Source organism: Brachybacterium sp. UMB0905 (genome assembly GCF_002871795.1).
GTDB lineage: Bacteria > Actinomycetota > Actinomycetes > Actinomycetales > Dermabacteraceae > Brachybacterium.
Map to the genome: position 1 here is coordinate 298550 of NZ_PNHL01000002.1, position 25411 is coordinate 323960.

General features: G+C 69.6%; 23 protein-coding genes and 3 tRNA genes. 21 read left to right on the forward strand and 5 right to left on the reverse strand.

Annotated features, from left to right (window positions below; genetic code table 11):
* Nucleotides 1–20 precede the first annotated feature (20 nt).
* A complete protein-coding gene (locus CJ197_RS02845) occupies nt 21–1721 on the reverse strand; it encodes an FAD-dependent oxidoreductase (protein WP_102235227.1) in 1701 nt (566 codons plus the stop codon).
* 34 nt (nt 1722–1755) lie between these two features.
* Nucleotides 1756–3114 carry a YeeE/YedE family protein gene (locus tag CJ197_RS02850; RefSeq protein WP_102235228.1) on the reverse strand — a complete coding sequence of 453 codons (1359 nt, stop codon included), beginning with the start codon at nt 3112–3114 and terminating at the stop codon, nt 1756–1758.
* A 278-nt stretch (nt 3115–3392) separates the two neighbouring features.
* On the opposite strand from CJ197_RS02850, the gene CJ197_RS02855 reads away from it, so the two are divergent.
* The 8 genes from CJ197_RS02855 to CJ197_RS02890 all read left to right on the forward strand — a co-directional run bounded on the left by CJ197_RS02855 (nt 3393) and on the right by CJ197_RS02890 (nt 9028).
* A complete protein-coding gene (locus CJ197_RS02855; protein ID WP_102235284.1) occupies nt 3393–4211 on the forward strand; it encodes an ABC transporter permease in 819 nt (272 codons plus the stop codon).
* Between the two features lie 3 nt (nt 4212–4214).
* Nucleotides 4215–5279, forward strand: coding sequence for an ABC transporter substrate-binding protein (locus tag CJ197_RS02860; RefSeq protein ID WP_102235229.1), 1065 nt, complete (start codon nt 4215–4217; stop codon nt 5277–5279).
* Nucleotides 5276–6172, forward strand: coding sequence for an ABC transporter ATP-binding protein (locus CJ197_RS02865; protein WP_102235230.1), 897 nt, complete (start codon nt 5276–5278; stop codon nt 6170–6172). Before CJ197_RS02860 ends, CJ197_RS02865 begins: the two co-directional genes overlap by 4 nt.
* A 10-nt stretch (nt 6173–6182) precedes the next feature.
* The gene (locus CJ197_RS02870) at nt 6183–6959 is read left to right on the forward strand and encodes a fumarylacetoacetate hydrolase family protein (RefSeq protein ID WP_102235231.1); all 777 of its coding nucleotides are present in this window, start codon (nt 6183–6185) and stop codon (nt 6957–6959) included.
* A 133-nt stretch (nt 6960–7092) separates the two neighbouring features.
* Complete coding sequence (gene gltX / locus CJ197_RS02875; protein WP_233190621.1) at nt 7093–8532, forward strand: glutamate--tRNA ligase; 1440 nt, start codon at nt 7093–7095, stop codon at nt 8530–8532.
* Between the two features lie 189 nt (nt 8533–8721).
* A tRNA-Gln gene (locus CJ197_RS02880) sits at nt 8722–8793 on the forward strand.
* Nucleotides 8794–8824: 31 nt separating this feature from the next.
* Nucleotides 8825–8897 (forward strand) — tRNA-Glu (locus CJ197_RS02885).
* Nucleotides 8898–8952: 55 nt separating this feature from the next.
* A tRNA-Glu gene (locus tag CJ197_RS02890) sits at nt 8953–9028 on the forward strand.
* Nucleotides 9029–9100: 72 nt separating this feature from the next.
* On the opposite strand, the gene CJ197_RS02895 is transcribed toward CJ197_RS02890, so the two are convergent.
* On the reverse strand, nt 9101–9835 hold the full coding sequence (locus CJ197_RS02895) for an IclR family transcriptional regulator (protein WP_102235233.1): 735 nt from the start codon (nt 9833–9835) through the stop codon (nt 9101–9103).
* A gap of 137 nt (nt 9836–9972) precedes the next feature.
* Here CJ197_RS02895 and leuC point away from each other — a divergent pair, with 137 nt between their 5' ends.
* The 7 genes from leuC (at nt 9973) to CJ197_RS02930 (ending at nt 17077) form a co-directional block, all read left to right on the forward strand.
* Nucleotides 9973–11385, forward strand: coding sequence for a 3-isopropylmalate dehydratase large subunit (gene leuC / locus CJ197_RS02900; RefSeq protein ID WP_102235234.1), 1413 nt, complete (start codon nt 9973–9975; stop codon nt 11383–11385).
* Nucleotides 11386–11394: 9 nt separating this feature from the next.
* Entirely contained in the window at nt 11395–12003 is a 609-nt protein-coding gene (leuD, locus tag CJ197_RS02905; RefSeq protein ID WP_102235235.1) for a 3-isopropylmalate dehydratase small subunit, read from the forward strand.
* A gap of 130 nt (nt 12004–12133) precedes the next feature.
* Nucleotides 12134–13456 (forward strand): UDP-N-acetylglucosamine 1-carboxyvinyltransferase, encoded by a 1323-nt coding sequence (murA, locus tag CJ197_RS02910; protein ID WP_102235236.1) that lies wholly within the window; start codon nt 12134–12136, stop codon nt 13454–13456.
* Complete coding sequence (locus tag CJ197_RS02915; protein ID WP_233190612.1) at nt 13453–14058, forward strand: DUF2867 domain-containing protein; 606 nt, start codon at nt 13453–13455, stop codon at nt 14056–14058. The genes murA and CJ197_RS02915 overlap by 4 nt, the downstream gene beginning before the upstream one ends.
* Nucleotides 14059–14077: 19 nt before the next feature.
* Nucleotides 14078–14923 carry a 1-acyl-sn-glycerol-3-phosphate acyltransferase gene (locus tag CJ197_RS02920; protein ID WP_102235237.1) on the forward strand — a complete coding sequence of 282 codons (846 nt, stop codon included), beginning with the start codon at nt 14078–14080 and terminating at the stop codon, nt 14921–14923.
* On the forward strand, nt 14920–15948 hold the full coding sequence (locus tag CJ197_RS02925; protein WP_158239350.1) for an NAD(P)H-dependent glycerol-3-phosphate dehydrogenase: 1029 nt from the start codon (nt 14920–14922) through the stop codon (nt 15946–15948). Before CJ197_RS02920 ends, CJ197_RS02925 begins: the two co-directional genes overlap by 4 nt.
* 13 nt (nt 15949–15961) lie before the next feature.
* Nucleotides 15962–17077: a D-alanine--D-alanine ligase family protein gene (locus tag CJ197_RS02930; protein WP_102235238.1), complete on the forward strand. Its 1116-nt coding sequence runs from the start codon at nt 15962–15964 to the stop codon at nt 17075–17077.
* A 16-nt stretch (nt 17078–17093) separates the two neighbouring features.
* Here CJ197_RS02930 and CJ197_RS02935 read toward each other — a convergent pair whose 3' ends face one another.
* Nucleotides 17094–17591 (reverse strand): DUF3515 family protein, encoded by a 498-nt coding sequence (locus tag CJ197_RS02935; protein WP_102235239.1) that lies wholly within the window; start codon nt 17589–17591, stop codon nt 17094–17096.
* A gap of 22 nt (nt 17592–17613) precedes the next feature.
* Here CJ197_RS02935 and thiL point away from each other — a divergent pair, with 22 nt between their 5' ends.
* The 4 genes from thiL (at nt 17614) to CJ197_RS02960 (ending at nt 21114) form a co-directional block, all read left to right on the forward strand.
* Nucleotides 17614–18621, forward strand: a complete 1008-nt coding sequence (gene thiL / locus CJ197_RS02940) for a thiamine-phosphate kinase (protein ID WP_102235240.1) — start codon at nt 17614–17616, stop codon at nt 18619–18621.
* A 29-nt stretch (nt 18622–18650) separates the two neighbouring features.
* The gene (locus CJ197_RS02945; RefSeq protein ID WP_102235241.1) at nt 18651–19727 is read left to right on the forward strand and encodes an NAD(P)-dependent alcohol dehydrogenase; all 1077 of its coding nucleotides are present in this window, start codon (nt 18651–18653) and stop codon (nt 19725–19727) included.
* A 431-nt stretch (nt 19728–20158) separates the two neighbouring features.
* Nucleotides 20159–20518, forward strand: coding sequence for a helix-turn-helix transcriptional regulator (locus CJ197_RS02955; protein ID WP_102235242.1), 360 nt, complete (start codon nt 20159–20161; stop codon nt 20516–20518).
* The gene (locus CJ197_RS02960) at nt 20515–21114 is read left to right on the forward strand and encodes a cadmium resistance transporter (protein ID WP_199173854.1); all 600 of its coding nucleotides are present in this window, start codon (nt 20515–20517) and stop codon (nt 21112–21114) included. The genes CJ197_RS02955 and CJ197_RS02960 overlap by 4 nt, the downstream gene beginning before the upstream one ends.
* Before the next feature lie 610 nt (nt 21115–21724).
* On the opposite strand, the gene rpmB is transcribed toward CJ197_RS02960, so the two are convergent.
* Complete coding sequence (rpmB, locus tag CJ197_RS02970) at nt 21725–21922, reverse strand: 50S ribosomal protein L28 (protein ID WP_102235244.1); 198 nt, start codon at nt 21920–21922, stop codon at nt 21725–21727.
* 274 nt (nt 21923–22196) lie between these two features.
* Here rpmB and CJ197_RS02975 point away from each other — a divergent pair, with 274 nt between their 5' ends.
* On the forward strand, nt 22197–24401 hold the full coding sequence (locus CJ197_RS02975; protein ID WP_102235245.1) for an ATP-dependent DNA helicase RecG: 2205 nt from the start codon (nt 22197–22199) through the stop codon (nt 24399–24401).
* 1 nt (nt 24402) lies between these two features.
* Nucleotides 24403–24981 carry a 16S rRNA (guanine(966)-N(2))-methyltransferase RsmD gene (rsmD, locus tag CJ197_RS02980; RefSeq protein ID WP_102235246.1) on the forward strand — a complete coding sequence of 193 codons (579 nt, stop codon included), beginning with the start codon at nt 24403–24405 and terminating at the stop codon, nt 24979–24981.
* The last annotated feature ends 430 nt before the right edge of the window (nt 24982–25411 follow it).

The window sequence follows — 25411 nt, forward strand, 5'->3', positions numbered from 1 at the left end:
CCGTGAGCGGCATCGGCAGGTCAGTCGAAGTTGTACTCCGTGACGATCCGGTCGCGGCCGCTCGCGGCGTCGGTGAAGAACTCCTCCATGGAGATCCCGAGGTAGGAGCCGGAGATGTTCACGGCGTTCGGGCGACCCAGCTGCGCGAGCGCCCGCACCATGTTGTAGGAGCGCTGCGAGGACCGGCAGTGCACATACACCTCGCGGTCCGCGGGGATCTCCTCGAGCCGATCCCGGAACTGGGACAGGGGGATGTTCACCGCGGTGGTGAGGTGGCCGGCGGCGAACTCGTCGGGCTCCCGCGCGTCGATGATGAACGCGCCCTCCTCCACGAGCTCGCGCACCTGCGTGACCGGGACCTGCTCGAACTCCCCGTGCAGGATGTTCAGCCCCACGAGCGCTGCGTGGATCACCACGTCCTTCGCCGTGGAGTAGATGGGGGAGTAGGCGAGCTCGAGGTCTGCCAGATCCTCCAGGGTGCCGTCCATCATGATGAGCGTCGCGATGACGTCGATGCGCTTGTCCGCCGCGCCGGTGCCGACGGCCTGCGCGCCGAGGACCCGGCCGCTGGGCCGCTCGAACAGCAGCTTGAAGAACATCGGCATGGACTGCGGCATGATGCCCACCGAGTCCGCCGGGATCACGTACACGAAGTCGTGGTCGATCCCGGCGGCTGTGGCCTGCTTCTCGTTCAGGCCGGTCGAGGCGGCGGTGTAGTCGAAGACCTGCACCACCGAGGAGCCGATCACACCGCGGTTGCGGGTGGGCCGGCCGTAGATGTGGTCGGCCACGGCGCGGGCCTGTCGCTGCGCGGGACCGGCCATCGCCAGCAGCGTGGGCTGGCCGGTCAGCTTGTGGGTCACCTCAATGGCATCGCCGACGGCGTACACATCGGGCGCGGAGGTGCGGAAGTGCTCGTCGACGGCGATGCCGCCGGTGGTGCCGATCTCCAGACCGGCCGCGCGGGCGAGCGCGGTCTCCGGGCGCACACCGATGCTCATGACGACCGCCTGGGCGGGGACGGTGGCGCCGGAGGCGAGCACCACCTCGTTCTCGCGGATCTCGGCGACGGCATCGCCGAGGTGCAGGTCCACCCCCTGGTTCCTCAGCTCGCGGTGCAGGACGGCGGCGAGCTCGGGATCCAGCGGGCTGAGCACCTGGGGGAGGGCCTCGGCGAGGGCGACCTTCCGCCCGCCGTGCACGAGGTTCTCGGCGACCTCCAGGCCGATGAACCCCCCGCCGATCACCACCACGTCCTGGACGTCGCGGTTGTGCAGGAAGGTGTTCAGCGCATCGATGTCCACGACGTTGCGCACCGTGAACACGTGCTCGCCGTCCACGCCCGGGATGGGCGGCACCACCGGGGAGGCACCGGGGGACAGGGTCAGGGTGTCGTATGCCTCGGTGGTCTCGGTGCCGGTCGCCACCTGCGTGACGGTGATGGTCTTGTTCGCGGTGTCGATCGCGGTGACCTCATGGCCGGTACGGGCGATGATCCGATACTGGTTCCAGAACTGCTCGGGGTCCATCAGCACCAGCGTGTCCGCCTTCTCGATGACGCCGGAGAGGTGCCAGGGCAGGCAGCAGTTGGAGAAGGAGACGTGGGGGCCGCGCTCGAACATGATGATCTCGGCGGATTCGTCCAGTCGGCGCAGGCGGGCGGCGGTCGAGGCACCGCCGGCGACGCCGCCGATGATGAGGTGACGCTTCTGGGTGGTCATGGTGAGGGTTCCTTCCCGGTGGGTGCGGTCGCGGTCAGCGGTCGGTGATGCGGTGGGCGGGCAGAGTGGTGGGGTTCACGGTGATGTGGCGGCTCGGCGGGATGATGTTCAGCTTCCCCTCGAAGATCTTCAGCCCCGCGGCGGCGCCGAGGACCAGGAAGACTCCGAACACCCAGCCGCTCAGGGACCCGACGGACAGCCCGGAAAACAGGGCGCCGATGTTGCAGCCATCGGCCATGCGGGCACCGAAGCCCATCAGCGCGCCGCCACCGCCGTAGATCACGGCGTCGCGGGCGGAGAAGTCCGTATTGATCCGGAAGCGGCCGGCCAGCAGCAGGGCGTAGGCGGCGCCGATCAACAGGCCGAGGTTTCGCACGGTGCCGCCGTCGTTCAGCAGGCCGCCGGCGATGGCCTCATTGGCCTTGGTGGCCCAGTCAGCCTGGAACTCGATGCCCACGAGCTTCAGCGCTGCCACATCCAGGGTGGTGAAGCCGGAGGTGACGCCCCAGGCCTTGTGGGTGGTGACGAGGATGAAGATCCACAAAAAGGCGAGCATCATCGCGGAGGTCATGAAGGTCCAGCGGGTGCTGAACAGGTTGTGCCACAGGCGGTAGCCGAAGAAGCGGTCGGTGCGGCCGTCGGTGTCTCCGGGGATGGGCAGCATCTCCGCGGGGGTCTGCACATGCTCGACGGTGGCCTCACGCTTGCGCTTGCGCTCGTAGCCCCACACCAGCATGTAGATGACGAAGAAGCCGATGAGGCTCAGCAGGATCGCGCCGGGGTAGCCGAACCACTGCGGCAGGTGGAGGGTGAAGCCCTCACCCATGGTGCTCTCGATCGCGGCGCGGCCCATCTCTCCGGGAACGGAGAACAGGATGAAGAACACCAGGGCGATGACGGCGCGGATGTAGCCCTCGCCGGCGTCGGTGAGACAGCCCGAGGCGCACGCCCCAGCCATGATCGCGCCCATGCCGAACAGGAACGCCCCGATGATCAGCGGCAGGCCGATGGGGGCGATGTTCGCGCTGCCGATCAGCTCCCCGTTCTTGTCCATCGGCAGCAGTCCGGCGCTCTGTGCCCACTGCCAGGACAGGGTGAACAGCGTGGTGACGGTGAACATCGTCAGCAGGGCGGTGGTGAGGCTGCCTTCGCCGACGACGTAGACGCGCTTGATGCCGCCGGCGAAGCCGAAGGCGCCGCGCACCAGCACGTAGCCCAGGCACAGACCGGCGATGCCGTAGAGGTAGAACTTCACGCTGTCATCGACGACGAAGGTGCCGATGAGGAGGCAGACCACGAGGATCGCCAGAGCGATCAGCGGCTGCTGCTTCGGGAACGAACGGGCGAGACGGTCGATCATCGCCTCGTCGCGCGTGGCGGTGGGGGTGGTCATCGTGCTTCCTTCGACGGGGGAGTACGGGGTGTGTGCGGGGTGCCATGGGGGCTCCGGCGTCTCGAGGCTAGGAAGCACGGCGGGGGTGTAGCGGGGACCACAGTCCTTCTTGTCAGTAACACAAATCCCTGCTTATGGCCACCAAATACAAAGCCTATGGATGTACAGACCTTTCATGGGTAGGGGTGCGCACCTCCTGGAGCAAAGGTCCGCATTCGGGCCGGTGGCGGGGCAGGAGGGCCCGGTCTGCCGCTGCAGTCGTTGCTACTGTGCGCCCCATGCCCCTCTCCCGCACCGGGCGCACGCTCGCCCTCCAGCTCGGCTCCCTCGTGGCGCTGCTGCTTGTGTGGTGGGCGATCGCCGCCGCGCGGGTCGTGGATCCGCTCTACCTCCCCGGCCCCGGCGCCGTGTGGGACGCGTTCTGGCGCGCGAACTCCTGCTATCCGATCGCCGAAGGCGCCACCCGCAAGATCTGCGGCGAGTCCAACTACTACCTGTGGGAGCACCTCGTGGTCTCCCTGCAGCGCATCGGCATGGGCGTGGGACTTGGGGCAGTGCTCGGCATCGCCATCGGCTATCTCATGGGCAGCTCCCGCTTCCTCATGGTGCTCATCGCCCCCTACCTGAACTTCCTGCGCGCCCTGCCACCGCTGGGCTACATCGGCCTGCTCGTGGTGTGGGTGGGCATCGGCGAATCCTCCAAGTACTGGCTGCTGTTCCTGGCCGCCTTCCCACCCGTCGTCATCGCAACCATCCAGGGGGTCGGCGCCGTCAGCCGCGACCGGCTGCTGGCCGCCGCATCCCTTGGCGCCAGCCGCTGGCAGCGGATCCTCACCGTCACCCTGCCGTCCTCCCTGCCCTTCGTCGTCCAGGGCGTGCGCCTAGCCACCGGATTCGCCTGGACCACCGTCGTGGCCGCCGAGCTCAACAACGGCATCCCCGGCATCGGTGGCCTCGCCTTCCAGGCCGGCGTCCAGCTCCAGACCGCCCTGACAATCGCCTGCATCCTCGTGATCGGCATCGTCGCCGTAGCCCTGGACCAGCTCATCGTCCGTATCGGAGACCTGCTGGTCCCCTGGCAGGGCAAGGAGGCCTGAGACATGCGATCACCCCGCCTGTCCGCCCTCGGCGCTGCGCTCGCCGTGCTGCTCGCGCTCACCGGCTGCATCCAGCCCGGCCGCACCGTCCACCCCCACTCCGATCCGGTGGCCGGCGCCGCCTGCCCCGTCGAGCCCGACCCGTCGATCACCACGCATGCTCGTATCGCCTGGCAGGGCATCGCCAACGGCGACCTCATCGTCAAGGACCTCGGGCTGCTCGAGCGCTGCATGCCCAGCGCCACCATCGAATGGATGCGCTTCAACGGCGGCAACGACGTCATCCAAGCCTTCGGCGCCGGATCGATCGACATCGGCATCTACGGCTCCTCCGCAGGGGTGAAGGCCATGAGCCCGCCGCTCGAGCTGCCGATCTCCCTGATCTGGGTGCCCGATGTCATCGGCACCTCCGAGGCACTCGTCGCCTTCGACGAAGAGATCACGACGATCGACGATCTCGCCGGGCGCACCGTCGCCGTCACCTTCGGCGCCACACCCCACTACGTGCTGCTGTCGATGCTCGAACAGGCCGGGATCTCCCAGCAGGTGGAGGTCGTGAACCTCACCAATGACAAGATGCCCGCCGCCGCCCACTCCGGAGAGATTGACGCCGCCTGGGCCTGGGAGCCCACCCTCACCGAACTTGAGGACCTCGGCGGCCACCGCGTCCTGGACAGCGCGGCCGCGGCCGAGGCGGGCTTTGTCACCTTCGACATGCAGACCGCGCGCGATGAGTTCATCGCGCAGAACCCCGAGTTCATGCTCATGTGGACCCGCGTGCAGGACCATGCCGCCCAGCAGATCCTCGAGGACCCGGATGCCGCGGCCGCCTCGATCGCCGCGCAGCTGGGCGTGCCCGAGGAGGTGGCACGCCAGCAGATGGCCGGCTACACCTACCTCACCGCCGAGGATCTCGCAGGGGAGGACTGGTTCGGCGCCGGGGCAGGGGAGGCCCTGCACTCCACCGGCAGCTTCCTGGCCGAGGTACGACTCACCGAAGGAGCTCTGACTGAGGAGCAGTACGCCGGACGCGTCCACGCCGATGCGGTGATGGAGGTGGGCCGATGAGCGCCGAGCCGAGCGCAACCCCGGCCCCCGCCGCCGGGCGGATCGCCTTCGAGCACATCACCCACCGGTACCGCAGCGACCGGGGCGAGCCCGTGACCGCCCTCGACGGCGTGGATCTCACAATCGAGCCCGGTAGCTTCGTCACCGTCGTCGGCCCCTCCGGCTGCGGCAAGACCACCCTGCTGCGCATGGCCGCCGGATTCCTCACCCCGAGCGAAGGACGGGTCGTGGTCGACGGGCAGAGCGTCACCGGCCCCTCCCCGCAGCGGGGCGTGGTCTTCCAGCAGCCCACCCTGTTCCCCTGGTGGACGGTGCGGCGCAACGTCGAAGCCGGGCCCCGATACCGCGGCGCCTCCCGCGCCGAACGGGAACGTCTGGCGGACTACTACCTGGGCATGGTGGGCCTCGCCGATTTCGCCGAGGCCAAGACCTACGAGCTCTCCGGCGGCATGCAGCAGCGCTGCCAGATCGCCCGGGTGCTCGCGAACTCCCCGCAGATCATGCTCATGGATGAGCCCTTTGGGGCACTGGACTCCCTGACCCGCCGCCGCCTGCAGAGCGACCTGCTGCTGCTGCACCACGCCCGCGAGGACACCGTCCTGTTCATCACCCACAGCGTCGAGGAAGCCGTGTACCTAGGGGACCGCGTGCTCGTGATGTCGCCGCGCCCCGGCAGGGTGGTGCACGACGAGATCCTGCCCGCGCACTCCGGGGAGGGCAACGGGGCGATCGAGGTGCTGCGCACCCGGCCCGAGTTCGCCGAAGCAGTGCGCCACATCACCGCGATCATCGAGGAAGAGGACCCGACGGCCCTCCAGGCCCGCGTCCACACCCCTGGCAGTTCGCACCGCGGCATCGCGGGGGCCGACGACGGCGCGAAACCCACCGCCTAGACTGGCGGCCATGCGCATCGCCCGATTCACCACCGGCGGCGACCCCATGTTCGGCATCGTCCAGGAGAAGGACGGCCAGGACATGGTCTACGGCCTCGCCGGCGACCCGCTGTACACCGAGATCCGCCCGAGCGGCACCATCGTCCCGCTGGATGACGTGCGGCTGCTGGCCCCCGTCATCCCCCGCTCGAAGGTGGTATGCGTGGGCCGCAACTACGCCGAGCACGCCGCGGAGCTCGGCAACGACGTGCCCGAGCAGGCGCTGCTGTTCCTCAAGCCCAACACCGCCGTGATCGGCCCCGGCGAGCCCGTCATGATGCCCGGATACACCGAGGAGCTGAGCCTCGAGGCGGAGCTCGCCGTGGTGATCAAGTCCCTCGCTAAAGACCTCACCCCCGAGCAGGTGTCCGCCCACATCCTCGGCTTTACCTGCGCGAACGACCTCACCGCGCGCGATGCGCAGCGGGAGGAGAAGCAGTGGTTCCGCGCCAAGGCCTTCGACACCTCGTGCCCCATCGGCCCCTGGATCGAGACGGACCTGGACCCCACAGATCTCGCGATCATGAGCGCCGTGGACGGCCAGAGCGCACAGCAAGGCAGCACCGCGGACATGCTGCGGGCAGTGCCCGAGCTGATCGCGGAGATCTCCCGCGTGGTCACTCTGCTGCCCGGTGATCTCGTGCTCACCGGCACTCCCGCCGGGGTGCGCACCGTCGATCCCGGGAGCACCATGGATGTGACCATCGAGGGCATCGGAACCCTGAGCAATCCCGTCCACCGCCGCTGATCCCTACACTTTTCCGCCCCCTTTCTTTCTTCGAGGAGCATCCCGCGTGACCGACGCCCCCATCGCCCCTGCCCCGACCGACGAGGTGCGGGTGCGCTTCTGCCCCAGCCCCACTGGCACCCCGCATGTCGGCATGGTGCGCACCGCCCTGTTCAACTGGGCGCATGCCCGCCGCCACGGCGGAAAGCTGATCTTCCGCATCGAGGACACCGACGCCGCCCGCGACAGCGAGGAGTCCTACCAGCAGCTGCTGGAGGCCATGCGCTGGCTGGGCATCGACTGGGATGAGGGCGTGGAGGTTGGCGGGCCCGACGGCCCCTACCGCCAGTCCCAGCGCGGCGAGATCTATCAGGACGTCATCGCGAAGCTCAAGGAATCCGGGCACATTTACGAGTCCTTCTCCACTGCCGAGGAGATCAAGCAGCGCCACATCGACGCCGGCCGCGACCCGCAGCTGGGCTACGACGGCTACGACCGCGAGCTGACCGAGGAGCAGAAGGCCGCCTTCCGTGCCGAGGGCCGTGAGCCCACCTGGCGCCTGCGCATGCCCGAGGAGGACATCACCTTCACCGACATGGTGCGCGGGGAGATCACCTTCAAGGCCGGCACCACCCCGGACTTCGTCGTGGTCCGCGCGAACGGGCAGCCGCTGTACACGCTCGTGAACCCGGTGGACGATGCGCTGATGCGCGTCACCCACGTGCTGCGCGGTGAGGACATCCTCTCCTCCACGCCGCGGCAGATCGCCCTCTACCGGGCGCTGATCGAGATCGGCGTGGCCGAGCGCATCCCGGAGTTCGGCCACCTGCCCTACGTGATGGGAGACGGCAACAAGAAGCTCTCCAAGCGTGACCCGCAGTCGGACCTGTTCCTCTACCGTGAGCAGGGCTTCATCGCTGAGGGCATGGTCAACTACCTCGCGCTGCTGGGCTGGGGATACAGCGCCGACGAGGACATCTTCACTCGCGAGCAGATGGTCGAGCGCTTCGATGCGCGCGATGTGAACCCCAACCCCGCGCGCGTGGACCTCAAGAAGGCCACCGCCATCAACGCCGACCACATCCGCCTGCTCACCGAGGAGGACCTCGCCGAGCGCCTGGTGCCCTACCTGCAGCGTGGCGGCGTTCTGCCCGAGCAGCCGAGCGCCGAGCAGATCGCCCTGGTGCGCGCGGCGACCCCGCTGGTGCAGACACGCATGAACCTGCTCGGGGAGGCCCCGGACCTCATGGGCTTCCTCTTTGTGGCCGATGCGGACCTCGTGGTCCAGGACGATGCACTGAAGAAGCTCGGCGATGACCCGGTGGCCGTGCTTGAGCGTGCGATCACCGAGATCGAAGCGGTTCCGGAGGACTCCTTCGACGCCGCGACGCTCGAGGCTGCGCTGCGTGGGGCGATCATCGAGGAGATGGGTATTAAGCCGCGCCTGGCCTTCGGGCCGCTGCGCAGCGCCATCTCCGGGCGCCGGATCTCCCCGCCGCTGTTCGAGTCTATGGAGCTGCTGGGCAAGCCCTCGAGCCTTACCAGGCTGCGGTCACTGCGGGACCGGCTCGCTGCGGAGGAGAGCGCCGACTGAGCCGCGATCTGCCTCAGCACAGTGCGAGGGGTGCCGAGCCTCACAGGGCTCAGGGCCCCTCTCGCTTTGTGCTTCGGCGCCAGACCCGCTAGAGTCTTACCTCGGTACGGCGCCGAAGCGATCGGCCCGGGAGGTGCGGAAACCACCGCGCAAGACCCGGTCGGAGGCTTCGGAGACGTGCTCTCACCATGGGGTATGGTGTAATTGGCAACACAACGGTTTCTGGTACCGTCATTCTAGGTTCGAGTCCTGGTACCCCAGCGCAGCAGGCAGTCACTGCCTCGCCGCCCGCGCCCCGTTCGTCTAGCGGCCTAGGACGCCGCCCTCTCACGGCGGTAACACCGGTTCAAATCCGGTACGGGGTACGACGCAGGAACCATCACGATCATGATCCCCGGATCGATCTGCGGTTGCTGCCGGGCCCCGTTCGTCTAGCGGCCCAGGACGCCGCCCTCTCACGGCGGTAACACCGGTTCAAATCCGGTACGGGGTACCAATCAGAAGCCGCCACCCACTCGGGTGGCGGCTTCTGTCGTTCCAGCCTGAGTTCACGCTCCCGCGCCCCTGCTCACGCCCCCGCGCGGGCCAGCAGCTCGGTGAGGTGGTTCGCCGAGCTCATCACGCTCGCGGCGTGCAGGCGCCCGGGCTGGCGGGTGATCCGATCGATCGGCCCGGAGACGGACAGCGCCGCGACCACGCGCCCGTTGGGGCCGCGCACCGGCGCGGAGACTGATCCCACGCCGGGTTCGCGCTCACCGATGGACTGTGCCCAGCCGCGACGGCGTACCGCTGAGAGCTGGGTGGCGGTGAAGCGCGCGCCGAGCAGGCCGCGGTGCAGCCGGTCCGGCTCCTCCCAGGCCAGCAGGATCTGCGCGGCAGAGCCCGCGCGCATGGTCAGCGCCGAGCCGAGCGGTACCGAGTCCCGCAGGCCGATGGGCCGCTCCGCCGCGGCCACGCAGATGCGGTGATCGCCCTGGCGGCGGTACAGCTGAGCGGACTCCCCGGTGTGGTCCCGCAGTGCAGCGAGCACGGGGCCGGCGGAGGCCAGCAGGCGATCCTCACCCGCGGCGGCGGCGAGCTCGCCGAGCCGTGGCCCCAGGATGAAGCGGCCCTGCATGTCCCGGGCCACGAGGTGGTGGTGCTCGAGCGCAACCGCGAGCCGGTGCGCGGTGGGACGGGCCAGGCCCGTGGATTGCACTAGCTGCGCGAGTGTGGCCGGTCCGGCTTCCAGTGCGCCCAGCACGATCGCGGCCTTGTCCAGCACGCCGACACCGCTGCCGGTGTCCTCCGAGGTTTTGTCCATGCACCGATACTGCCGTCTTATTTGTTGAGACGCAAATGCGGGCAGCCGTGGCCCCGACCACGATGACCGCAGCGCTCGCAGCCCGGGCGCGTCTCAGCATTCAGGAAAGCGCCCCGAGGGCGCAGGGAAGGATCGACATGGCGGGCACCCTCGCGGAGAAGGTCTGGACGGATCACGTGGTCCGTGCCGGCGAGAACGGAGAACCGGACCTGCTCTACATCGACCTCCAGCTCCTGCACGAGGTCACGAGCCCCCAGGCCTTCGACGGCCTGCGCCAGGAGGGCCGGACCCTGCGCCGCGTGGACCAGACGCTCGCCACCGAGGACCACAACACCCCCACGATCGACATCGACAAGCCGATCACGGACATCACCTCTCGCACCCAGATCGAGACCCTGCGCCGCAACGCCGAGGAGTTCGGGGTGCGCATCCACCCCCTCGGCGACAAGGACCAGGGCATCGTCCACGTCGTCGGCCCGCAGCTGGGGCTCACCATCCCCGGCATCACCGTCGTATGCGGAGACTCCCACACCTCCACCCACGGCGCGTTCGGCGCCCTCGCCTTCGGGATTGGCACCTCCGAGGTCGAGCACGTCATGGCCACCCAGACCCTGCCGCTGACCCCGTTTAAGACGATGGCCGTGAACGTCACCGGCTCCCTGAAGCCCGGCGTCACCGCGAAGGACATCATCCTCGCCGTCATCGCGCAGATCGGCACCGGCGGCGGCGCCGGGTACGTCCTCGAATACCGCGGCGAGGCGATCCGCGCCCTCTCCATGGAGGGCCGCATGACGATCTGCAACATGTCCATCGAAGCCGGTGCCCGCGCCGGCATGATCGCCCCCGATGAGACGACCTTCGAGTATGTGAGGGGCCGCCCCCACGCCCCGACCGGCGCGGACTGGGACGAGGCCGTCGCCTACTGGAAGACCCTGCGCAGCGACGACGATGCGGTCTTCGACGCCGAGGTCACGATCAACGCCGATGAGCTCGAGCCCTTCGTCACCTGGGGCACCAACCCCGGCCAGGGCCTGCCGCTCAGTGCCGCCGTTCCCGCTCCGGAGGACTTCACCGACGACACCTCCCGCAGCGCCGCCGAGCGGGCACTCGAGTACATGGACCTGGTGCCCGGCATGCCGCTCAAGGACATCGCGGTGGACACCGTGTTCATGGGCTCGTGCACCAACGGCCGGATCGAGGACCTGCGCGCTTTCGCCGATGTGGTCCGTGGCCGCACCAAGCATCCCGAGGTGCGGGTGCTTGTCGTCCCCGGCTCGGCGCGGGTGCGCCTGCAGGCCGAGCAGGAGGGCCTCGATGAGGTCTTCACCGCCTTCGGCGCCGAATGGCGTCAGGCCGGCTGCTCCATGTGCCTGGGCATGAACCCCGACCAGCTCGCGCCGGGGGAGCGCGCCGCCTCCACCTCCAACCGCAACTTCGAGGGCCGGCAGGGCAAGGGCGGCCGCACCCACCTGGTCTCCCCGGTGGTCGCCGCCGCCACCGCCGTGCGCGGCACCCTGTCCTCCCCGTCCGATCTGCAGCCCACCGCCTGAGGAGCCGTCATGGAACCCGTCACCACCCACACCGGCATCGGCGTCCCCCTGCGGCGCAGCAACGTCGACACCGACCAGATCATCCCTGCCGTCTACCTCAAGCGCGTCACCAAGACCGGCTTCGACGATGGGCTGTTCCACGCCTGGCGCACGAATGACCCCGACTTCGTACTCAACCGTCCCGCCTACTCCTGCGGCTCCGTGCTCGTGGCCGGACCGGACTTCGGCACCGGCTCCTCCCGCGAACACGCCGTGTGGGCGCTGCGTGACTACGGCTTCCGGGCCGTGCTCTCCAGCCGCTTCGCCGAGATCTTCCGCGGCAACGCCGGCAAGCAGGGGCTCGTCGCCGGAGTGCTCGCGCAGGATGACATCGAGCAGCTGTGGAAGATCCTCGAGGAGGAGCCCGGCACCGAGGTCACCGTCGACATCGTCCAGCGTCAGGTCACGGCTGCCGACGCGGTCTTCCGCCTGGAGATCGACGACTACACGCGCTGGCGCCTCATGGAGGGCCTGGATGACATCGGCCTGACCCTGCGCCACGAGGCGGACATCACGGCATTCGAGCAGCGCCGCCCGGCGTGGATGCCCCGCACCCTGCCGGCCCGAACCGCCGACTGACCTGCCCGGGCACGCCCCGCCGCGGCGCGGGACGTGCCCGAGCTTACGGTCCGCGCACGGCCTGCTCCGGTATGCTCGCTCGGTCAGGAACGGACGCTCAGCGACGTCCGCATCGCTACGCAAGGACACCATGAGCTCGACTTTCCATGTGCGCGGAGGCCGTCCCCTGGACGGCGAGATCACCGTCCGCGGGGCCAAGAACCTCGTATCGAAGGCGATGGTCGCCTCCCTCTTGGGGGAGGAGCCGTCGGTGCTGCGCTCGGTGCCGGACATCTCCGACGTCCGCATCGTCTCGGACCTGCTGCGCATCCACGGCGTCAAGGTCGACCTCGACGTCGAGGCGGGTGTGCTGCAGATGGACCCGTCGAACGTCGAGAAGGCGCATGTCGCGGACATCGACGCCCACGCCGGCAGCTCTCGCATCCCGATCTTGTTCTGCGGCCCCCTGCTGCACCGCCTGGGGGAGGCGATCATCCCTGATCTGGGCGGCTGCCGGATCGGTGATCGGCCCATCAACTACCACCTCGATGTGCTGCGCAACTTCGGCGCGGTCGTCGACAAGCGCGAGATGGGCATCCACATCACCGCGCCCGACGGGCTGAGCGGCGCGCGCATCCACCTGGAGTACCCGAGCGTCGGCGCGACCGAGCAGGTGCTGCTGACCGCTGTGCGCGCCCGCGGCACCACGGAGCTCACCGGCGCCGCCGTCGAGCCCGAGATCGAGGACCTCATCGCGGTGCTGCAGAAGATGGGCGCGATCATCTCGCTGCAGACCGACCGCACCATCATCATCGAGGGCGTCGAGAGCCTCGGCGGCTACGAGCACACCGCCCTGCCGGACCGCATCGAGGCCGGTTCCTGGGCCTGCGCCGCCCTGGTCACCGGCGGGTCTGTGACCGTGCGCGGGGCGCAGCAGAAGCCCATGTCCACCTTCCTGAACATCTTCCGCAAGGTCGGCGGCGGGATGGACATCCGCGAGGACGGCATCCGCTTCTACCACCCGGGCACGCCGCTGAAGGCCATCGCCCTGGAGACCGACGTACACCCCGGCTTCATGACCGACTGGCAGCAACCGCTGGTGGTCGCCCTCACGCAGGCCGACGGCATCTCGATCCTCCACGAGACCGTGTACGAGAACCGCCTGGGCTTCACCAGCGCGCTGAACGACATGGGCGCTCGCATCCAGGTGTACCGCGACTGCCTGGGCGGCTCGAGCTGCCGCTTCGGTCGCAGCAACTTCAACCACTCCGCCGTCATCTCCGGCCCCACCTCCCTGCACGGCGCGGACATCACCGTCCCGGATCTGCGCGGCGGCTTCTCCTACCTCATCGCCGCGCTCGGCGCCGAGGGCGTCTCCTCCATCCGCGGCATCGGCCTGATCGACCGCGGCTACGAGTCCTTCCGCGAGAAGCTCACCGCCCTCGGCGCGGAGTTCTGGGAGGACGACGCGTGAGCGAGCAGCCCCAGGACGACGAGCAGATCATCGTGAGCGACCCCGAACCCGTGAGCGCCCCGCCCGTCGGCGCCGCCGGATCCCTGGCCCTGCGCGACATACCGATCCCCGACTACTGCGATGTGGTGATCGTCCCCACCGCCGGGGTGCAGGAATCCGATCCGCGGGTGTGGGCCGATGCGATCTTCGCCCACGAGAACACGCCGCTGTCCACCCGCGGCCTGCGGGCTCTGCGCGATGAGGCGGTGCGCCTGTTCGACATGGTCCCACCCCCGGCCAAGGAGTACGTGGCCGATGAGGTGGTGGGCTCCGAGGCGCTGATCATCGACGATGACGACAAGCTGCGGGTGCGCATCGGTGTGGCGCTGCTGCCCGGCGGGGACCTGCTGCAGGTCACCACCGCCGTGAAGTACCGCTCCCTGCGGGGCCGTCTCTCCTTCGCCCCGCGTCGCCTCATGCACGCTGCAGCCGTGAACACTCTGGCCCGTCGGGCCCCCACCACTCTGCGGCGCCGCGAACTGGCCGGGCAGGGTGCAGCGGGTTCGATCACCGGGCAGGTCACCCGCAAGGCCCTGGGCCGCGGCGGCGCGGACCGCGGCTGAGGGCGCTCGGGCGGCGAGCATGCGCATCCGCATCCCCCGCGCCCTGCGTGAGCGCCTGCGCCGCAGCCGCACCGCCCGCTCGTGGGATCTCCCCGGCACCCGCGCCCCGGAGCGCCGCTCCGGCTGGATCATCGGCCTGCTGCAGATCCCGCTGCGGCCCCTGCTGCTGGCGCTGACCCGCCCGCACTGGGAGGGCACCGAGAACATCCCCGCCCACGGGCCGGTCATCGTGTGCGGCAACCACCTCTCCCCGCTGGACGCGCTGGCCTACGGGCATCTGCTGCATGCCAGCGGCGCCGCACCCCGGTTCCTGGCCAAGGAGTCGATCCTGCGCATCCCCGGGCTGGGGCATATCCTGCGTTCCACCGGCCAGATCCCGGTGCTGCGCGGCAGCTCCCGTAGCGCCGACGCTCTCGCCGCCGCCCGCGCAGCCCTCGCCCGCGGGGAGCTGCTGCTGATCTTCCCCGAGGGCACCTACACCCGCGACCCCGAGCTGTGGCCCATGCAGGGGCGGCTCGGGGCGGCCCGCCTGGCCCTGGCCACCGGGGCGCCGCTGCTGCCCGTAGCCTGCTGGGGCACCCGCCTGCTGTGGCCCGTCGGCTCCCCGATCCCGCACCCCGGGCCCGGCCGCCGCGTCCAGATACGCGTGGGAGAGCCGATGACCGTCGCGCCCCGCCCCGGCGAGGATGCCCGCGCCGCCGAGGAGCGCATCACCGCGCAGCTCATGGCAGCGATCGCGGAGCTGCTCGGGACGCTGCGCGGAGACACCCCGCCCGACGTCCTGCACGATCCGCGCAGCGACGCGCACCGCCCCGAGATCGGCCAGCCCGTCCCGGGCTACCGCGCCTGGAAGCAGACCCCATGATCACCACGTCTTTCGAGCCCGTTCCCACCGTACCGACGCCGCGCCTGGCCGTCCTCGGTGCCGGCAGCTGGGGCACCACTTTCGCGCAGGTCCTCGCCGACTCCGGTGCGCAGGTCACCCTGTGGGCCCGCCGCGAGGAGGTGGCCCGCGAGATCCGCGAGACCCACCGCAACCGCGCCTATCTCGGAGACCACGAGCTGCCTGATGCTCTGCGGGCCACCAGCAGCATCGATGAGGCCCTCGCGGACGCTGATGCGCTCATCATCGCCGTCCCCGCCCAGTCCCTGCGCGAGACCCTGGGCACCTGGCCGACTCTGCCTGCGGTGCCGGTGCTGTCGCTGACCAAAGGCATCGAACGGGGCACCGACCGCCGGATCACCGAACTTCTCACCGAAGCCGGGGGAGCGGACCGATCGCTCACCGGGGTGCTGTCGGGCCCGAACCTGTCCCGCGAGATCCTCGAGCGCCGCCCCTGCGGCAGCGTCATCGCCTGTCCCGACGCCGCCCTCGCCGCCCGCGTGGCTTCGTGGATCACCGCCCCCTACCTGCGGGTTTACACCTCCACCGATGTCGTCGGGGTCGAGATCGCCGGGGCGGTGAAGAACGTCATCGCGATCGCCGTGGGCGCTGCGACCGGGCTCGGGCACGGCCACAACACCACCGCCTCGCTGATCACGCGGGGCCTGGCGGAGATCACCCGGCTCGGTGAAGCCCTCGGCGGGCGGCGCGAGACCTTCGCGGGCCTTGCCGGGATGGGCGACCTCGTGGCCACATGCTCGTCGCCGCTGTCGCGCAACCACCGGCTGGGCCTCGCGCTCGGGCGCGGACTCGATGTCGCCGCGGCCGCCGCCGAGGTGGGCCAGACCGCCGAGGGCGTTGCCACCGCCCGCGCTGTCGCCGAGATCGCCGAGCGCCTGGGCGTGGACATGCCGATCACTCGCGCGGTGGTCGAGGTCGTGGACCACGGTGCGCAGATCGACGACGTCACCGCGGCCCTGCTGGCACGATCCGTGCGGCCCGAATGATTACTCTCGCCCCATGAGAACTTCCGTCGCCCTCCTGTTCGGCGGCCGCAGCGGCGAGCACGGCATTTCGTGCGTCACCGCCGGCGGCATCCTCGGCGCGATCGACCGCGAACGCTTCGACGTCATCGCCGTCGGGATCACGCGGGAGGGACGCTGGATCCACGTCTCCGATGACCCGGCCGACTGGACTCTCGTGGGCGGCCGCACCCCCGAGGTGGATCCCGACGGGCCCGAAGTGCTGCTGCCCGCCGAGCGGCACCGCCCCGGTGAGCGCGTGCAGCTGCGCACCATCGCCGATGGCGCCGTGCGCCCCCTGGCCGAGGTGGATGTCATCTGGCCGTTGCTGCACGGCCCCTACGGCGAGGACGGCACCGTCCAGGGCATGTTCGAGATGCTCGACATTCCCTACGTCGGCTCCGGGGTGCTCGCCTCCGCTGCCTCGATGGACAAGGCCGCCACGAAGATGACCCTGCGCGCCGCCGGCATCCCCGTCGCCCCTGGCATCGTGGTGCACCAGGACCGTTGGGATCGTGGCGCCCAGCAGGTTCTCGACCATATGCGCCGCCACCATGACCTGCCGTGGTTCGTCAAACCTGCCCGCGCCGGTTCGAGCCTTGGCGTCACCCGCGTGGAGCGTCCCGAGGATCTCGAGGCCGCGCTGCAGGCCGCCTTCGCCGAGGACCCCAAGGTGCTGATCGAGGAAGCCGTGGCTGCCCGCGAGGTGGAATGCGGCGTGCTGCAGGGGCACGACGGCGCCGAGGCGCGCACCACCATCCCCGGCGAGGTGAAAGTGGGGGAGGACCTCGAGTTCTATGACTACGAGGCCAAGTATTTCGGCAAGGGCACCGTGGTGATCGACGTGCCCGCCGCTCTGCCGGATCACTTGCTGGAGGAGGTGCGGGAGATCGCCGCCCGCAGCTTCACCGCCCTCAGCCTCGAGGGCCTGGCGCGCGTGGACACCTTCGTCACCGAGACCGGAGAGGTCATGGTCAACGAGGTCAACACGATGCCCGGCTTCACCCCGTACTCCATGTTCCCGGTGCTGTGGGAGAACATGGGGCTCAGCTACGCGGACCTCATCGCGGACCTCGTGGAGCTGGCCAGCAACCGGCGGCTCGGCCCGCGCTGACAGAGGCCGGGCGGGCTCATTCGGCGGCGGTCTCCCCGGGGCCGATGCAGCGGTCCGTCGCCTCGATGTACCGGCTGACCAGCTGCGTCAGCTCGAGTGGGGCGGCGGAGGGCTGGTCCGGGGCGACTGAGCGCGGCACCGTCACATCGATCGCGGGTTCGCGCCCATAGGTCGTGAACAGCACCACATCGCCCTCGAGCTCACGGACGATCCAGTCCACCTCGGTGCCGGTGCCGTCATCGAGGGTGGTGCACAGGTCCGTCGTCGGCCCCGGCGGAGTGACCCCGCAGCGCATCACGACCGCATCCTGCCCGCGTCCCCACGCCACGGTGCCCTGGCTGGAGGTCTCCTGCTGCGACATGCCGAGCATCTCCGGCGGCGCCCCGATGACGATGTTCGCGCACACCGGGTCCTGGGCCTGCGGCCCCGGCGGCACCTGCACCGTGCCGCACGAGGTCACGCCGACGGCGATCAGCACGGCGGACAGCACAGTGAGGGAGCGGGTTCGGGGCACCCGACGAGACTACCGTGGGCCCATGACCTCTCAGCCCACCGACGCCCCGCAGGGCGAGGCCGCGCTGCTCGCCCGGCTGCAGCCTCACCTGTGTACCTCGCCGCTGGTGGAGATCGGCCCCGGGGATGATGCCGCGGTGCTGCGCCCCGGCATCGGCCGGATCGTCGCGAGCACCGACACGATCGTCGAAGGCTACGACTTTCTGCCCAAGACGACGTACCCCCGCTGGGTGGGGGAGAAGGCCGCCGTGCAGAATCTCGCTGATATCGCGGCGATGGGCGCCCGGCCTGTCGCGCTGCTGAGCTCCCTCTCCGCCCCCGCTGACACCTCGGCGCACGTGTTCGAGCAGGTCACGGCTGGGCTGGCCGAGCGGGCGGCGAGCGATGGCGCGGTGATCGTCGGCGGTGACCTGGGGCGGGCCGATGTCATCACCCTCACCGTCACGGCGCTCGGCACCCTCGCCGATGACGCCGAGCCGGTGCTGCGCTCCGGGGCCCGCCCCGGGGATGTCCTCGCGATCGGCACCGAGCGCCTGGGTCGCAGCGCCGCGGGCCTCGCCCTCGTCCTCTCCAGGCAGGTGCGCGTCGGCCCGGAGGGCACGGTCACGGGCGCGGCGGGATATGAGGAGCTGGTGCGCCACCACAACGCTCCGCGCGTTGACCTGCAACGCGGGTGGGGGAGCGGGCGCGCAGCGCACGCCATGCTGGATCTGTCCGACGGGCTGGTGCGGGACGGTGCCCGGATCGCCGCCGCGTCCGCGGTGAGCCTCGACCTGGACCCCGCCGCGCTGCAGCCGGACGTCGAGGCGCTCGCGGAGCTTGCGACGTGTCTGGAGACCGACCCCTGGCAGTGGGTGCTGCACGGCGGAGAGGAGCACGCGATGCTCGCGACCTTCGCCCCGTCGGCCCTGCCGCAGGACTTCCGTCCCATCGGACGGGTCACCGAACGTGCCGCACATCCCGTGACACTGAGCGGGGAGCCGATCCGCGGTCGGGGCTTCGATCACTTCCAGAGTTCCCCCGTAGGCTGAGAAAAACCCCACGAGACCAGGAGGACGCCGTGCCCTTCACCGTCAAGGCGCTGCAGAAGACCGCCCCCGACCAGCCTTTCCGCGTCACCATGATCGAGCGGCGCGACCCGCGGCCCGATGACGTCGTCATCGACATCAAGGCGGCCGGGATCTGCCACAGCGATATCCACACGATTCGCAATGAATGGGGCGAGGCGCATTTCCCCCTCACCGTCGGGCACGAGATCGCCGGCATCGTCTCCGCCGTCGGCGCGGACGTCACCGCGTTCCAGGTCGGTGACCGCGTGGGCGTGGGCTGCCTGGTGAATTCGTGCGGCGATTGCCGTGAGTGCCGTGCCGACAACGAGCAGTCCTGCCTGAACGGCAACGTGGGCACCTACAACGCGAAGGACGTCGACGGCACCATCACCCAGGGCGGCTACGCCGAGAAGGTGGTGGTCAACGAGAAGTTCGTGCTGCGCCTGCCGGAGCAGATCGACTTTCAGCAGGCCGCGCCGCTGCTGTGCGCCGGGATCACCACCTACTCGCCGCTGAATCGGTGGGGCGCCGGAGACCAGATCGACGGCAGCCCCAAGAAGGTCGCCGTGCTGGGCCTGGGCGGTCTCGGCCACATGGGCGTGCAGATCGCCGTGGCCATGGGCGCGGACGTCACTGTCCTCACCCGCACTCTGCGCAAGGAGGAGGACGCCAAGGCCCTCGGTGCTACGCAGGTCCTCGCTACCACCGCCGAGGGGTTCTTCACCGATCACCGCGGCGAGTTCGACCTCATCCTCAACACCATCAGCGCCGACATCGACGTGGACGCCTACCTGGGACTGCTCGCTCCGCGCGGCGTGATGTGCGTGGTGGGCCTGCCGCCCGAGCGGCAGCAGCTCTCCTTCGGCTCCCTGATCGGCAACAACAAGGTGCTGGCCGGCTCGAACATCGGTGGCATCGCCGAGACCCAGGAGATGCTCGACTTCTGCGCCGAGCACGGTTTCGCCGCGAAGGTCGAGGTCATCTCCGTGGATGAGGCCGATGCTACCTATGACCGCGTCGTGGACGGCGACGTGCATTTCCGTGCCGTCATCGACACCGCGACCTTCGCGGAGGTGACGGCGGAGTGAGCGGTGGCGTGACCGCTGATCCGGAGCAGCGGTGGTTCCGTCCCGTCTCCGCGGCCGATGTGGAGCGGGACGGCCATCGCTTTTCGTGGATGAAGCCCGATGGCTGGCGGTCGGGCTTTCGGGCGCTCGTGCTGGAGAGCGAGGGCAGCTCGGGGGAGCGGCGCATTGTCGGGGTGGGCCGGATCGGACCGTTTACGGCACAGCCCAGATCGCGGCCCGAGCGGCGGGCTACTCGTAGTCCCGCCCTGGGTTGCCCTGACGCGAGGACAGCCACTCGGCACGGCGACCGCCAATGAGCGAGCACAGAAAGCCGCCATCTGCCTTTCACATCCACGCCCAGGAGAACAACCGGGCCCAGCTCGTCAGTGATCTGAGTCTCCTCCATATACCCGGTACCGCCACGGTACAGCGTCTGATGTGCTATTCAGCTTGTGCTGACTATTGCTTCTCGTTTAGACGTGATGAACCGCCTCGGTCGGGCGATGTTCGATCCGACGCGGTCCCGAATCCTGATGACCTTGCTGGAGCGGCCGGCGTATCCAGCGGAGCTGGCCTCTGATCTGGGGCTGACGCGGTCGAATGTGTCGAACCATCTGACGTGCCTACGGGACTGCGGCATCGTGGTCGCTGAGCCCGAGGGTCGCCAGATGCGTTACGAGCTCGCCGATCCCCATCTTGCGCGGGCGATGACTGCGCTCATCGAAGTGACTTTGGCGGTGGATGAGAGCGCGCCGTGCGTCGATCCCGCCTGCGCTGTCCCGGGATGCTGCAGTGCGGAGGGGCAGGCGTGATGCTCACTTCGATCCTGCAGGCGATCGGCCTGTTCGTTGCCACCAACATCGACGACATCATCGTGCTCTCGCTGTTCTTCGCCCGCGGCCGAGGGCGACGTGGCACCACGCTACGGATCCTGGTTGGCCAGTACCTCGGCTTCGCCGCGATTCTGGGCGCCGCGGTCCTGGTGGCAACGGGGGCAGGAGCCTTCCTTCCCCAGCAGGCCATCCCGTACTTCGGTCTCATCCCGCTGGGCCTAGGACTGTGGACGGCGTGGAATGCCTGGCGCGGCGACGATGACGATGATGACGACGCCAAGATCGAAGGTAAGAACGTGACGATCTTGACCGTCGCGGGAGTCACCTTCGCCAACGGCGGGGACAACATCGGCGTCTACGTCCCCGTCTTCCTCAGTGTCAGCCCCGCGGCCGTGGTGGCGTATTGCGTGGTGTTCCTCGTCTTGGTGGCAGCCCTGGTGCTGGTGGCCAAGTTCGTCGCGACCCGTCGGCCGATCGCCGAAGCCCTGGAGCGCTGGGAGCACGTGCTGTTCCCGATCGTGTTGATCGGCCTGGGCATCTTCATCCTCATCAGCGGCGGGGCATTCGGACTCTGAGGAATTCACCCCCGCGCGGCCGTCGTGGAGGGGTGATGGGCGTGCGGGCGGGATGACCGTCCGGCGGGAGCGGGCAGCGGCGGCGGCAATGCCCTATTCGTTATCGATGCGGTCTACGGGAGCTTTCCGTGCCATAAAGGGCGGTCCTGGCGCAATCCTGATGCGGATGGCTATAGGTCGTGGTTATGACACGCGGTGGCGCGTGCCATAACTGACCCAATACTGTGCATCCCACCCGGGACCTTGTCGAGCTTGAGATCGACCCGGCCCATCGCCGCCGCGGTCATGGAACAGCGCTTCTTTGCGTACACGGCACATACAGTGCAAATCCGCTGTAGAACAAGGTGGGGCTGGGGTCGGAGCGGGAAGCTTTCCTGCGCTTCCACCGCTCGCGACGTTGCGCGCTGACGAGATTGATCCCGTGGACCTCGTGGAGATCCCGAACGGCCTCACCGCGCGCCTGCGGGAGCTGCCCTGACAGGAGCGCACCGGGGCCACCCGACAGTCCCATCGGCGCATCTGCCCCATCAGCGCATCTGCACGCGGAGACGACGACGCCCCCACCGTGACCGGTGGGGGCGTCGTCGAAAAAGCTGGTGCGGTGTCCCGCTCAGGCGCCGAGGCTCGTGACCTTGCCCGCCTTGAGGCAGGAGGTGCACACGTTCACGCGCTTGCTGGTTCCCTTGATCACAGTGCGCACGGACTGGACGTTCGGGTTCCAGCGACGCGAGGTGCGGCGGTGCGAGTGAGACACGGCCTTGCCGAAGCGCGGAGCCTTGCCGCAGATTTCACACGTGGAAGCAGCCACTGTCGTCTCCTGGATATGGTCGAAGTTCTGATCGCAGTGCCCGCTCCCACGTCGCACCTCGGGGCGCGCCCGGCGGTCAGGGCAACCCCGCGAGCATAGCCCAGAACGCCGCCTTCCTGAAGGGTGCGCCCGGCGCCACGGCCTGTGCAATCCATCACGGGAGCGCAGGACAGTGGCACGATGGGACATGCGATTGGCGCGCAGGAGCGTGTCTCGCATCATCTCAGCAGCATCTCATCCAGCCCCGCCTCATCGCCCGCAAGGAGCCGCCCCCATGGCCCGCAAGCTCGAGAGCCACCGCGGATCCATGCCGCTGCGCGAGCTGCTCGAGTCCAAGGAGATCAAGGCCCTGGCCTCCTTCGACGTGCGCGACCTCGATGCCCTGCTGCGCTTCACCCCGCGCCGCTACGTCGTCCCCGCGCCGCTGCGATCCCTGCGCGAGGTCCACGAGGGTGAGGAGGTCAGCGCCGTCGTCACCGTGGAATCGGTGCGTGACCGCGCCATGCGCTCCCGCCGTGGATTCATCCTCGAGGTCACCGTCGGCGATGGCACCGACCAGCTGCCGCTGACGTTCTTCCTGCCCAAGCAGTTCCAGGTGGAATGGCACCGCTCCCGACTGCCCCGTGGCGCGACGATCCTCGTGCGCGGCACCGTCGGCTACGACAGCTACCGCAAGGCCCTCCAGATCACCCACCCCGACTACGAACCCGTCGAGGACACCCCGGCCGGTTGCGCCCACGCCCTGCGGCCCCGCCCCATCTACCCGCTGAAGAAGAACATCGCCCAGCGCACCATGCACTCGGCCATAGCCAAGGGCCTCGAGTACGCGGGACTGCTCTCCCGTCCTGTGCCCGACGAGGTGCTCGACCGGCGCGGCCTCGTACCGCTCGAGGAGGCGGTGCGCCTCATCCACACTCCGGCCACCGTTGAGGACACCCGACGGGGGCTCGCCCACCTGCGTTTCGAAGAAGCCTTCGTCCTGCAGGCGATCTTCGCCCAGCGCCGCGCCCAGGACCAGCGCACCCCCGCCCCGTCGCTCACCGCCGACGGGCCCCTGCAGGATCTGTTCGACGAGCGCCTGCCCTTCACCCTCACCGCCGGACAGCGGGAGATCGGCGCCGAGCTCAACGAGCGCATCGGCCGCGATCACCCCACGAGCGTGCTGCTGCAGGGAGACGTCGGCTCCGGGAAGACCGTCATCGCCCTGCGTGCCATGCTGCGGGCCGTCGATTCCGGCCACCAGGCGGCGCTGCTCGCCCCCACCGAAGTCCTCGCCGAACAGCACTTCCGCACCATCACGACGCTGCTCGGCGACCTCGCCGGGGCCGGGCGGCTCGACGGACACGCACAGGCCACGAAGGTCCGTCTGCTCACCGGTTCCCAGCGCACCGTGGGCCGACGCGAGACCCTTCTGGATGTCACCTCCGGGGAGGCCGGGATCGTGGTGGGCACCCATGCACTGCTCACCGAGAGCGTCGAGTTCGCTGCGCTTGGGCTCGTGGTGATCGATGAGCAGCACCGCTTCGGTGTGGACCACCGTCGGCGCCTGCGCGCCAAGGGCCCGGCTGGTATGAGCCCGCATGTCGTGGTCATGACTGCGACCCCCATCCCACGCACCGCCGCGCTCGCGACCGTCGGCGATCTCGATGTCCTCACCCTGCGCGAGAGCCCGGGCCTGCGCGCAGGCGTGACGAGCTTCGTCGTCCACGAGAAGCTGCCCGCCTGGGAGCAGCGCATGTGGGAGCGCGCTGGGGAGGAGATCGCTGCCGGACGTCAGGTGTTCGTCGTCTGTCCCCGCATCGACGAGGATGAGGCCGTCCCGCTTCCCCCGTACCTCGCCGACGAGGCGACGGCCGCTGCGCTCGAACCCCCGCGCGGCGTCCTGCAGACCGCCGAGCGTCTCGCCGCCCGCCCGGAGCTCGCAGGCGCCCGGATCGGGGTGCTGCATGGACGCCTGGCCGGTGAGGAGAAGCAGCAGATCATGGAGCAGATGGCGAGTGGGCAGATCGACCTGCTGGTCTCCACCACCGTCATCGAGGTGGGCGTGGACGTCCCCAACGCCTCGACCATGATCGTGCTGGATGCTGAACGCTTCGGCGTCTCCCAGCTGCACCAGCTGCGCGGCCGCGTGGGCCGCGGCGAGCACGCCGGCATCGCCTTCTTCGACACCACTGCCGTCCCCGGCGCCGACCACTCCCAGCACCTCGAGGCGATCGCCCAGGCGCCCGATGGGTTCGCGCTCGCGGAGCTCGATCTGCGGCGCCGCGGTGCCGGTGACCTTGTGGGGGAGGAGCAGTCCGGTCTTCAGCGCACCCTGCGCCACCTCGATGTGCTGCGCGATGCGAAGGCGATCGAGCAGGCCCGTGAGGATGCCTTCGCGGTGGTCGCGACGGACCCGGACCTCGGCGCCCACCCGGCTCTGACCGGCGCGATTGCTGCGCGTTTGCGGGACGCCGACCCGGACGTGGAGAGGAGCTGAGATGCCGCGCATCGTCGCCGGAGAGCTGGGCGGACGCGTGATCCCCGCCCCGCCTGGAAAGGGCACCCGCCCCACGTCCGACAAGGTGCGTGAGGCCCTGTTCAACCGCCTCGACGGCTGGGATGCAGTGCGCGGCGCCCGTGTGCTGGACCTTTTCGCCGGCACCGGGGGATTGGCCTTCGAAGCGCTCTCGCGCGGGGCCGAGCATGCTCTCTTGGTGGAGCTACATGGGCCGACGGCGCGGCGCCTGCGGGAGACCGCCCGGACGCTCGGGGTCACCGCGCGCTGCGATATCCGGGCTGGTCGCGCGGCGAGTGTGGCGCAGACCCTGGCCGGGCACGACGCGACACTCGTGTTCCTTGACCCGCCGTATGACGTCACCACAGAGCAGGTCGAGGAGCTGCTCGTGGCACTGCGGCCCGCGCTCACCGATGAGGCGCTTGTGGTGATCGAACGCTCGGTCCGGTCGCGGCCCGTGACGTGGCCCGACGGCTGGGGCGATGACGGGACGAAGAGCTACGGCGAGACCGTGCTGCAGTTCGGCGGGCCCGATGTGCGCGAGGGCGCGGGGGAGAGCTGAGGGGCGGCGCAAGGGCGCGGGGGTGCGCTGAGGGGCGGCGCGGAGGCGTGGGGCTCGGGGGTGCGCTGAGGGCGGCGCGGGGGCGTGGGGCGAGCTCGGCGGTAGCGCGGAGGCGCTGGAAAGCTGAGGGCCCCCGTGGGCGCGCTGGCGAGAGCTGAGAGACAGCGCGGGGGTGCGGGGAGGACTGGGCAGTAGCGCGGAGGTGGGGGGCGCTGGCGAGAGCTGAGAGACAGCCCGGGGCGTGGGGAGGTGCTGAGCGACAGCACGCTGCCGGGGCCGAAGAGCTGAATCGACCCGTCAATCTGTGGCGCCCTGGCGGGCTAGTTGAAATGCAGAATTTGCGACGGAGGCGCCCGGTATAGGGGCTCTTCGCAGATGAGGGTGTAGGTGGTCGCGGGGTGGGCGCGTCGGTGTGGGGGTAGAGGTCGAG

Bases quoted from the DNA above. Each gene is read 5' to 3' on its own strand.
- CJ197_RS02920 (WP_102235237.1), top strand. From the start codon at position 14,078: ATGCGCATCCGCATCCCCCGCGCCCTGCGTGAGCGCCTGCGCCGCAGC.
- CJ197_RS02870 (WP_102235231.1), top strand. From the start codon at position 6,183: ATGCGCATCGCCCGATTCACCACCGGCGGCGACCCCATGTTCGGCATC.
- CJ197_RS02865 (WP_102235230.1), top strand. From the start codon at position 5,276: ATGAGCGCCGAGCCGAGCGCAACCCCGGCCCCCGCCGCCGGGCGGATC.
- leuD (WP_102235235.1), top strand. From the start codon at position 11,395: ATGGAACCCGTCACCACCCACACCGGCATCGGCGTCCCCCTGCGGCGC.
- CJ197_RS02925 (WP_158239350.1), top strand. From the start codon at position 14,920: ATGATCACCACGTCTTTCGAGCCCGTTCCCACCGTACCGACGCCGCGC.
- thiL (WP_102235240.1), top strand. From the start codon at position 17,614: ATGACCTCTCAGCCCACCGACGCCCCGCAGGGCGAGGCCGCGCTGCTC.
- murA (WP_102235236.1), top strand. From the start codon at position 12,134: ATGAGCTCGACTTTCCATGTGCGCGGAGGCCGTCCCCTGGACGGCGAG.
- CJ197_RS02975 (WP_102235245.1), top strand. From the start codon at position 22,197: ATGGCCCGCAAGCTCGAGAGCCACCGCGGATCCATGCCGCTGCGCGAG.
- CJ197_RS02895 (WP_102235233.1), bottom strand. From the start codon at position 9,835: ATGGACAAAACCTCGGAGGACACCGGCAGCGGTGTCGGCGTGCTGGAC.
- leuC (WP_102235234.1), top strand. From the start codon at position 9,973: ATGGCGGGCACCCTCGCGGAGAAGGTCTGGACGGATCACGTGGTCCGT.
- CJ197_RS02930 (WP_102235238.1), top strand. From the start codon at position 15,962: ATGAGAACTTCCGTCGCCCTCCTGTTCGGCGGCCGCAGCGGCGAGCAC.
- rsmD (WP_102235246.1), top strand. From the start codon at position 24,403: ATGCCGCGCATCGTCGCCGGAGAGCTGGGCGGACGCGTGATCCCCGCC.
- CJ197_RS02845 (WP_102235227.1), bottom strand. From the start codon at position 1,721: ATGACCACCCAGAAGCGTCACCTCATCATCGGCGGCGTCGCCGGCGGT.
- CJ197_RS02855 (WP_102235284.1), top strand. From the start codon at position 3,393: ATGCCCCTCTCCCGCACCGGGCGCACGCTCGCCCTCCAGCTCGGCTCC.
- CJ197_RS02850 (WP_102235228.1), bottom strand. From the start codon at position 3,114: ATGACCACCCCCACCGCCACGCGCGACGAGGCGATGATCGACCGTCTC.
- CJ197_RS02860 (WP_102235229.1), top strand. From the start codon at position 4,215: ATGCGATCACCCCGCCTGTCCGCCCTCGGCGCTGCGCTCGCCGTGCTG.
- gltX (WP_233190621.1), top strand. From the start codon at position 7,093: ATGGTGCGCACCGCCCTGTTCAACTGGGCGCATGCCCGCCGCCACGGC.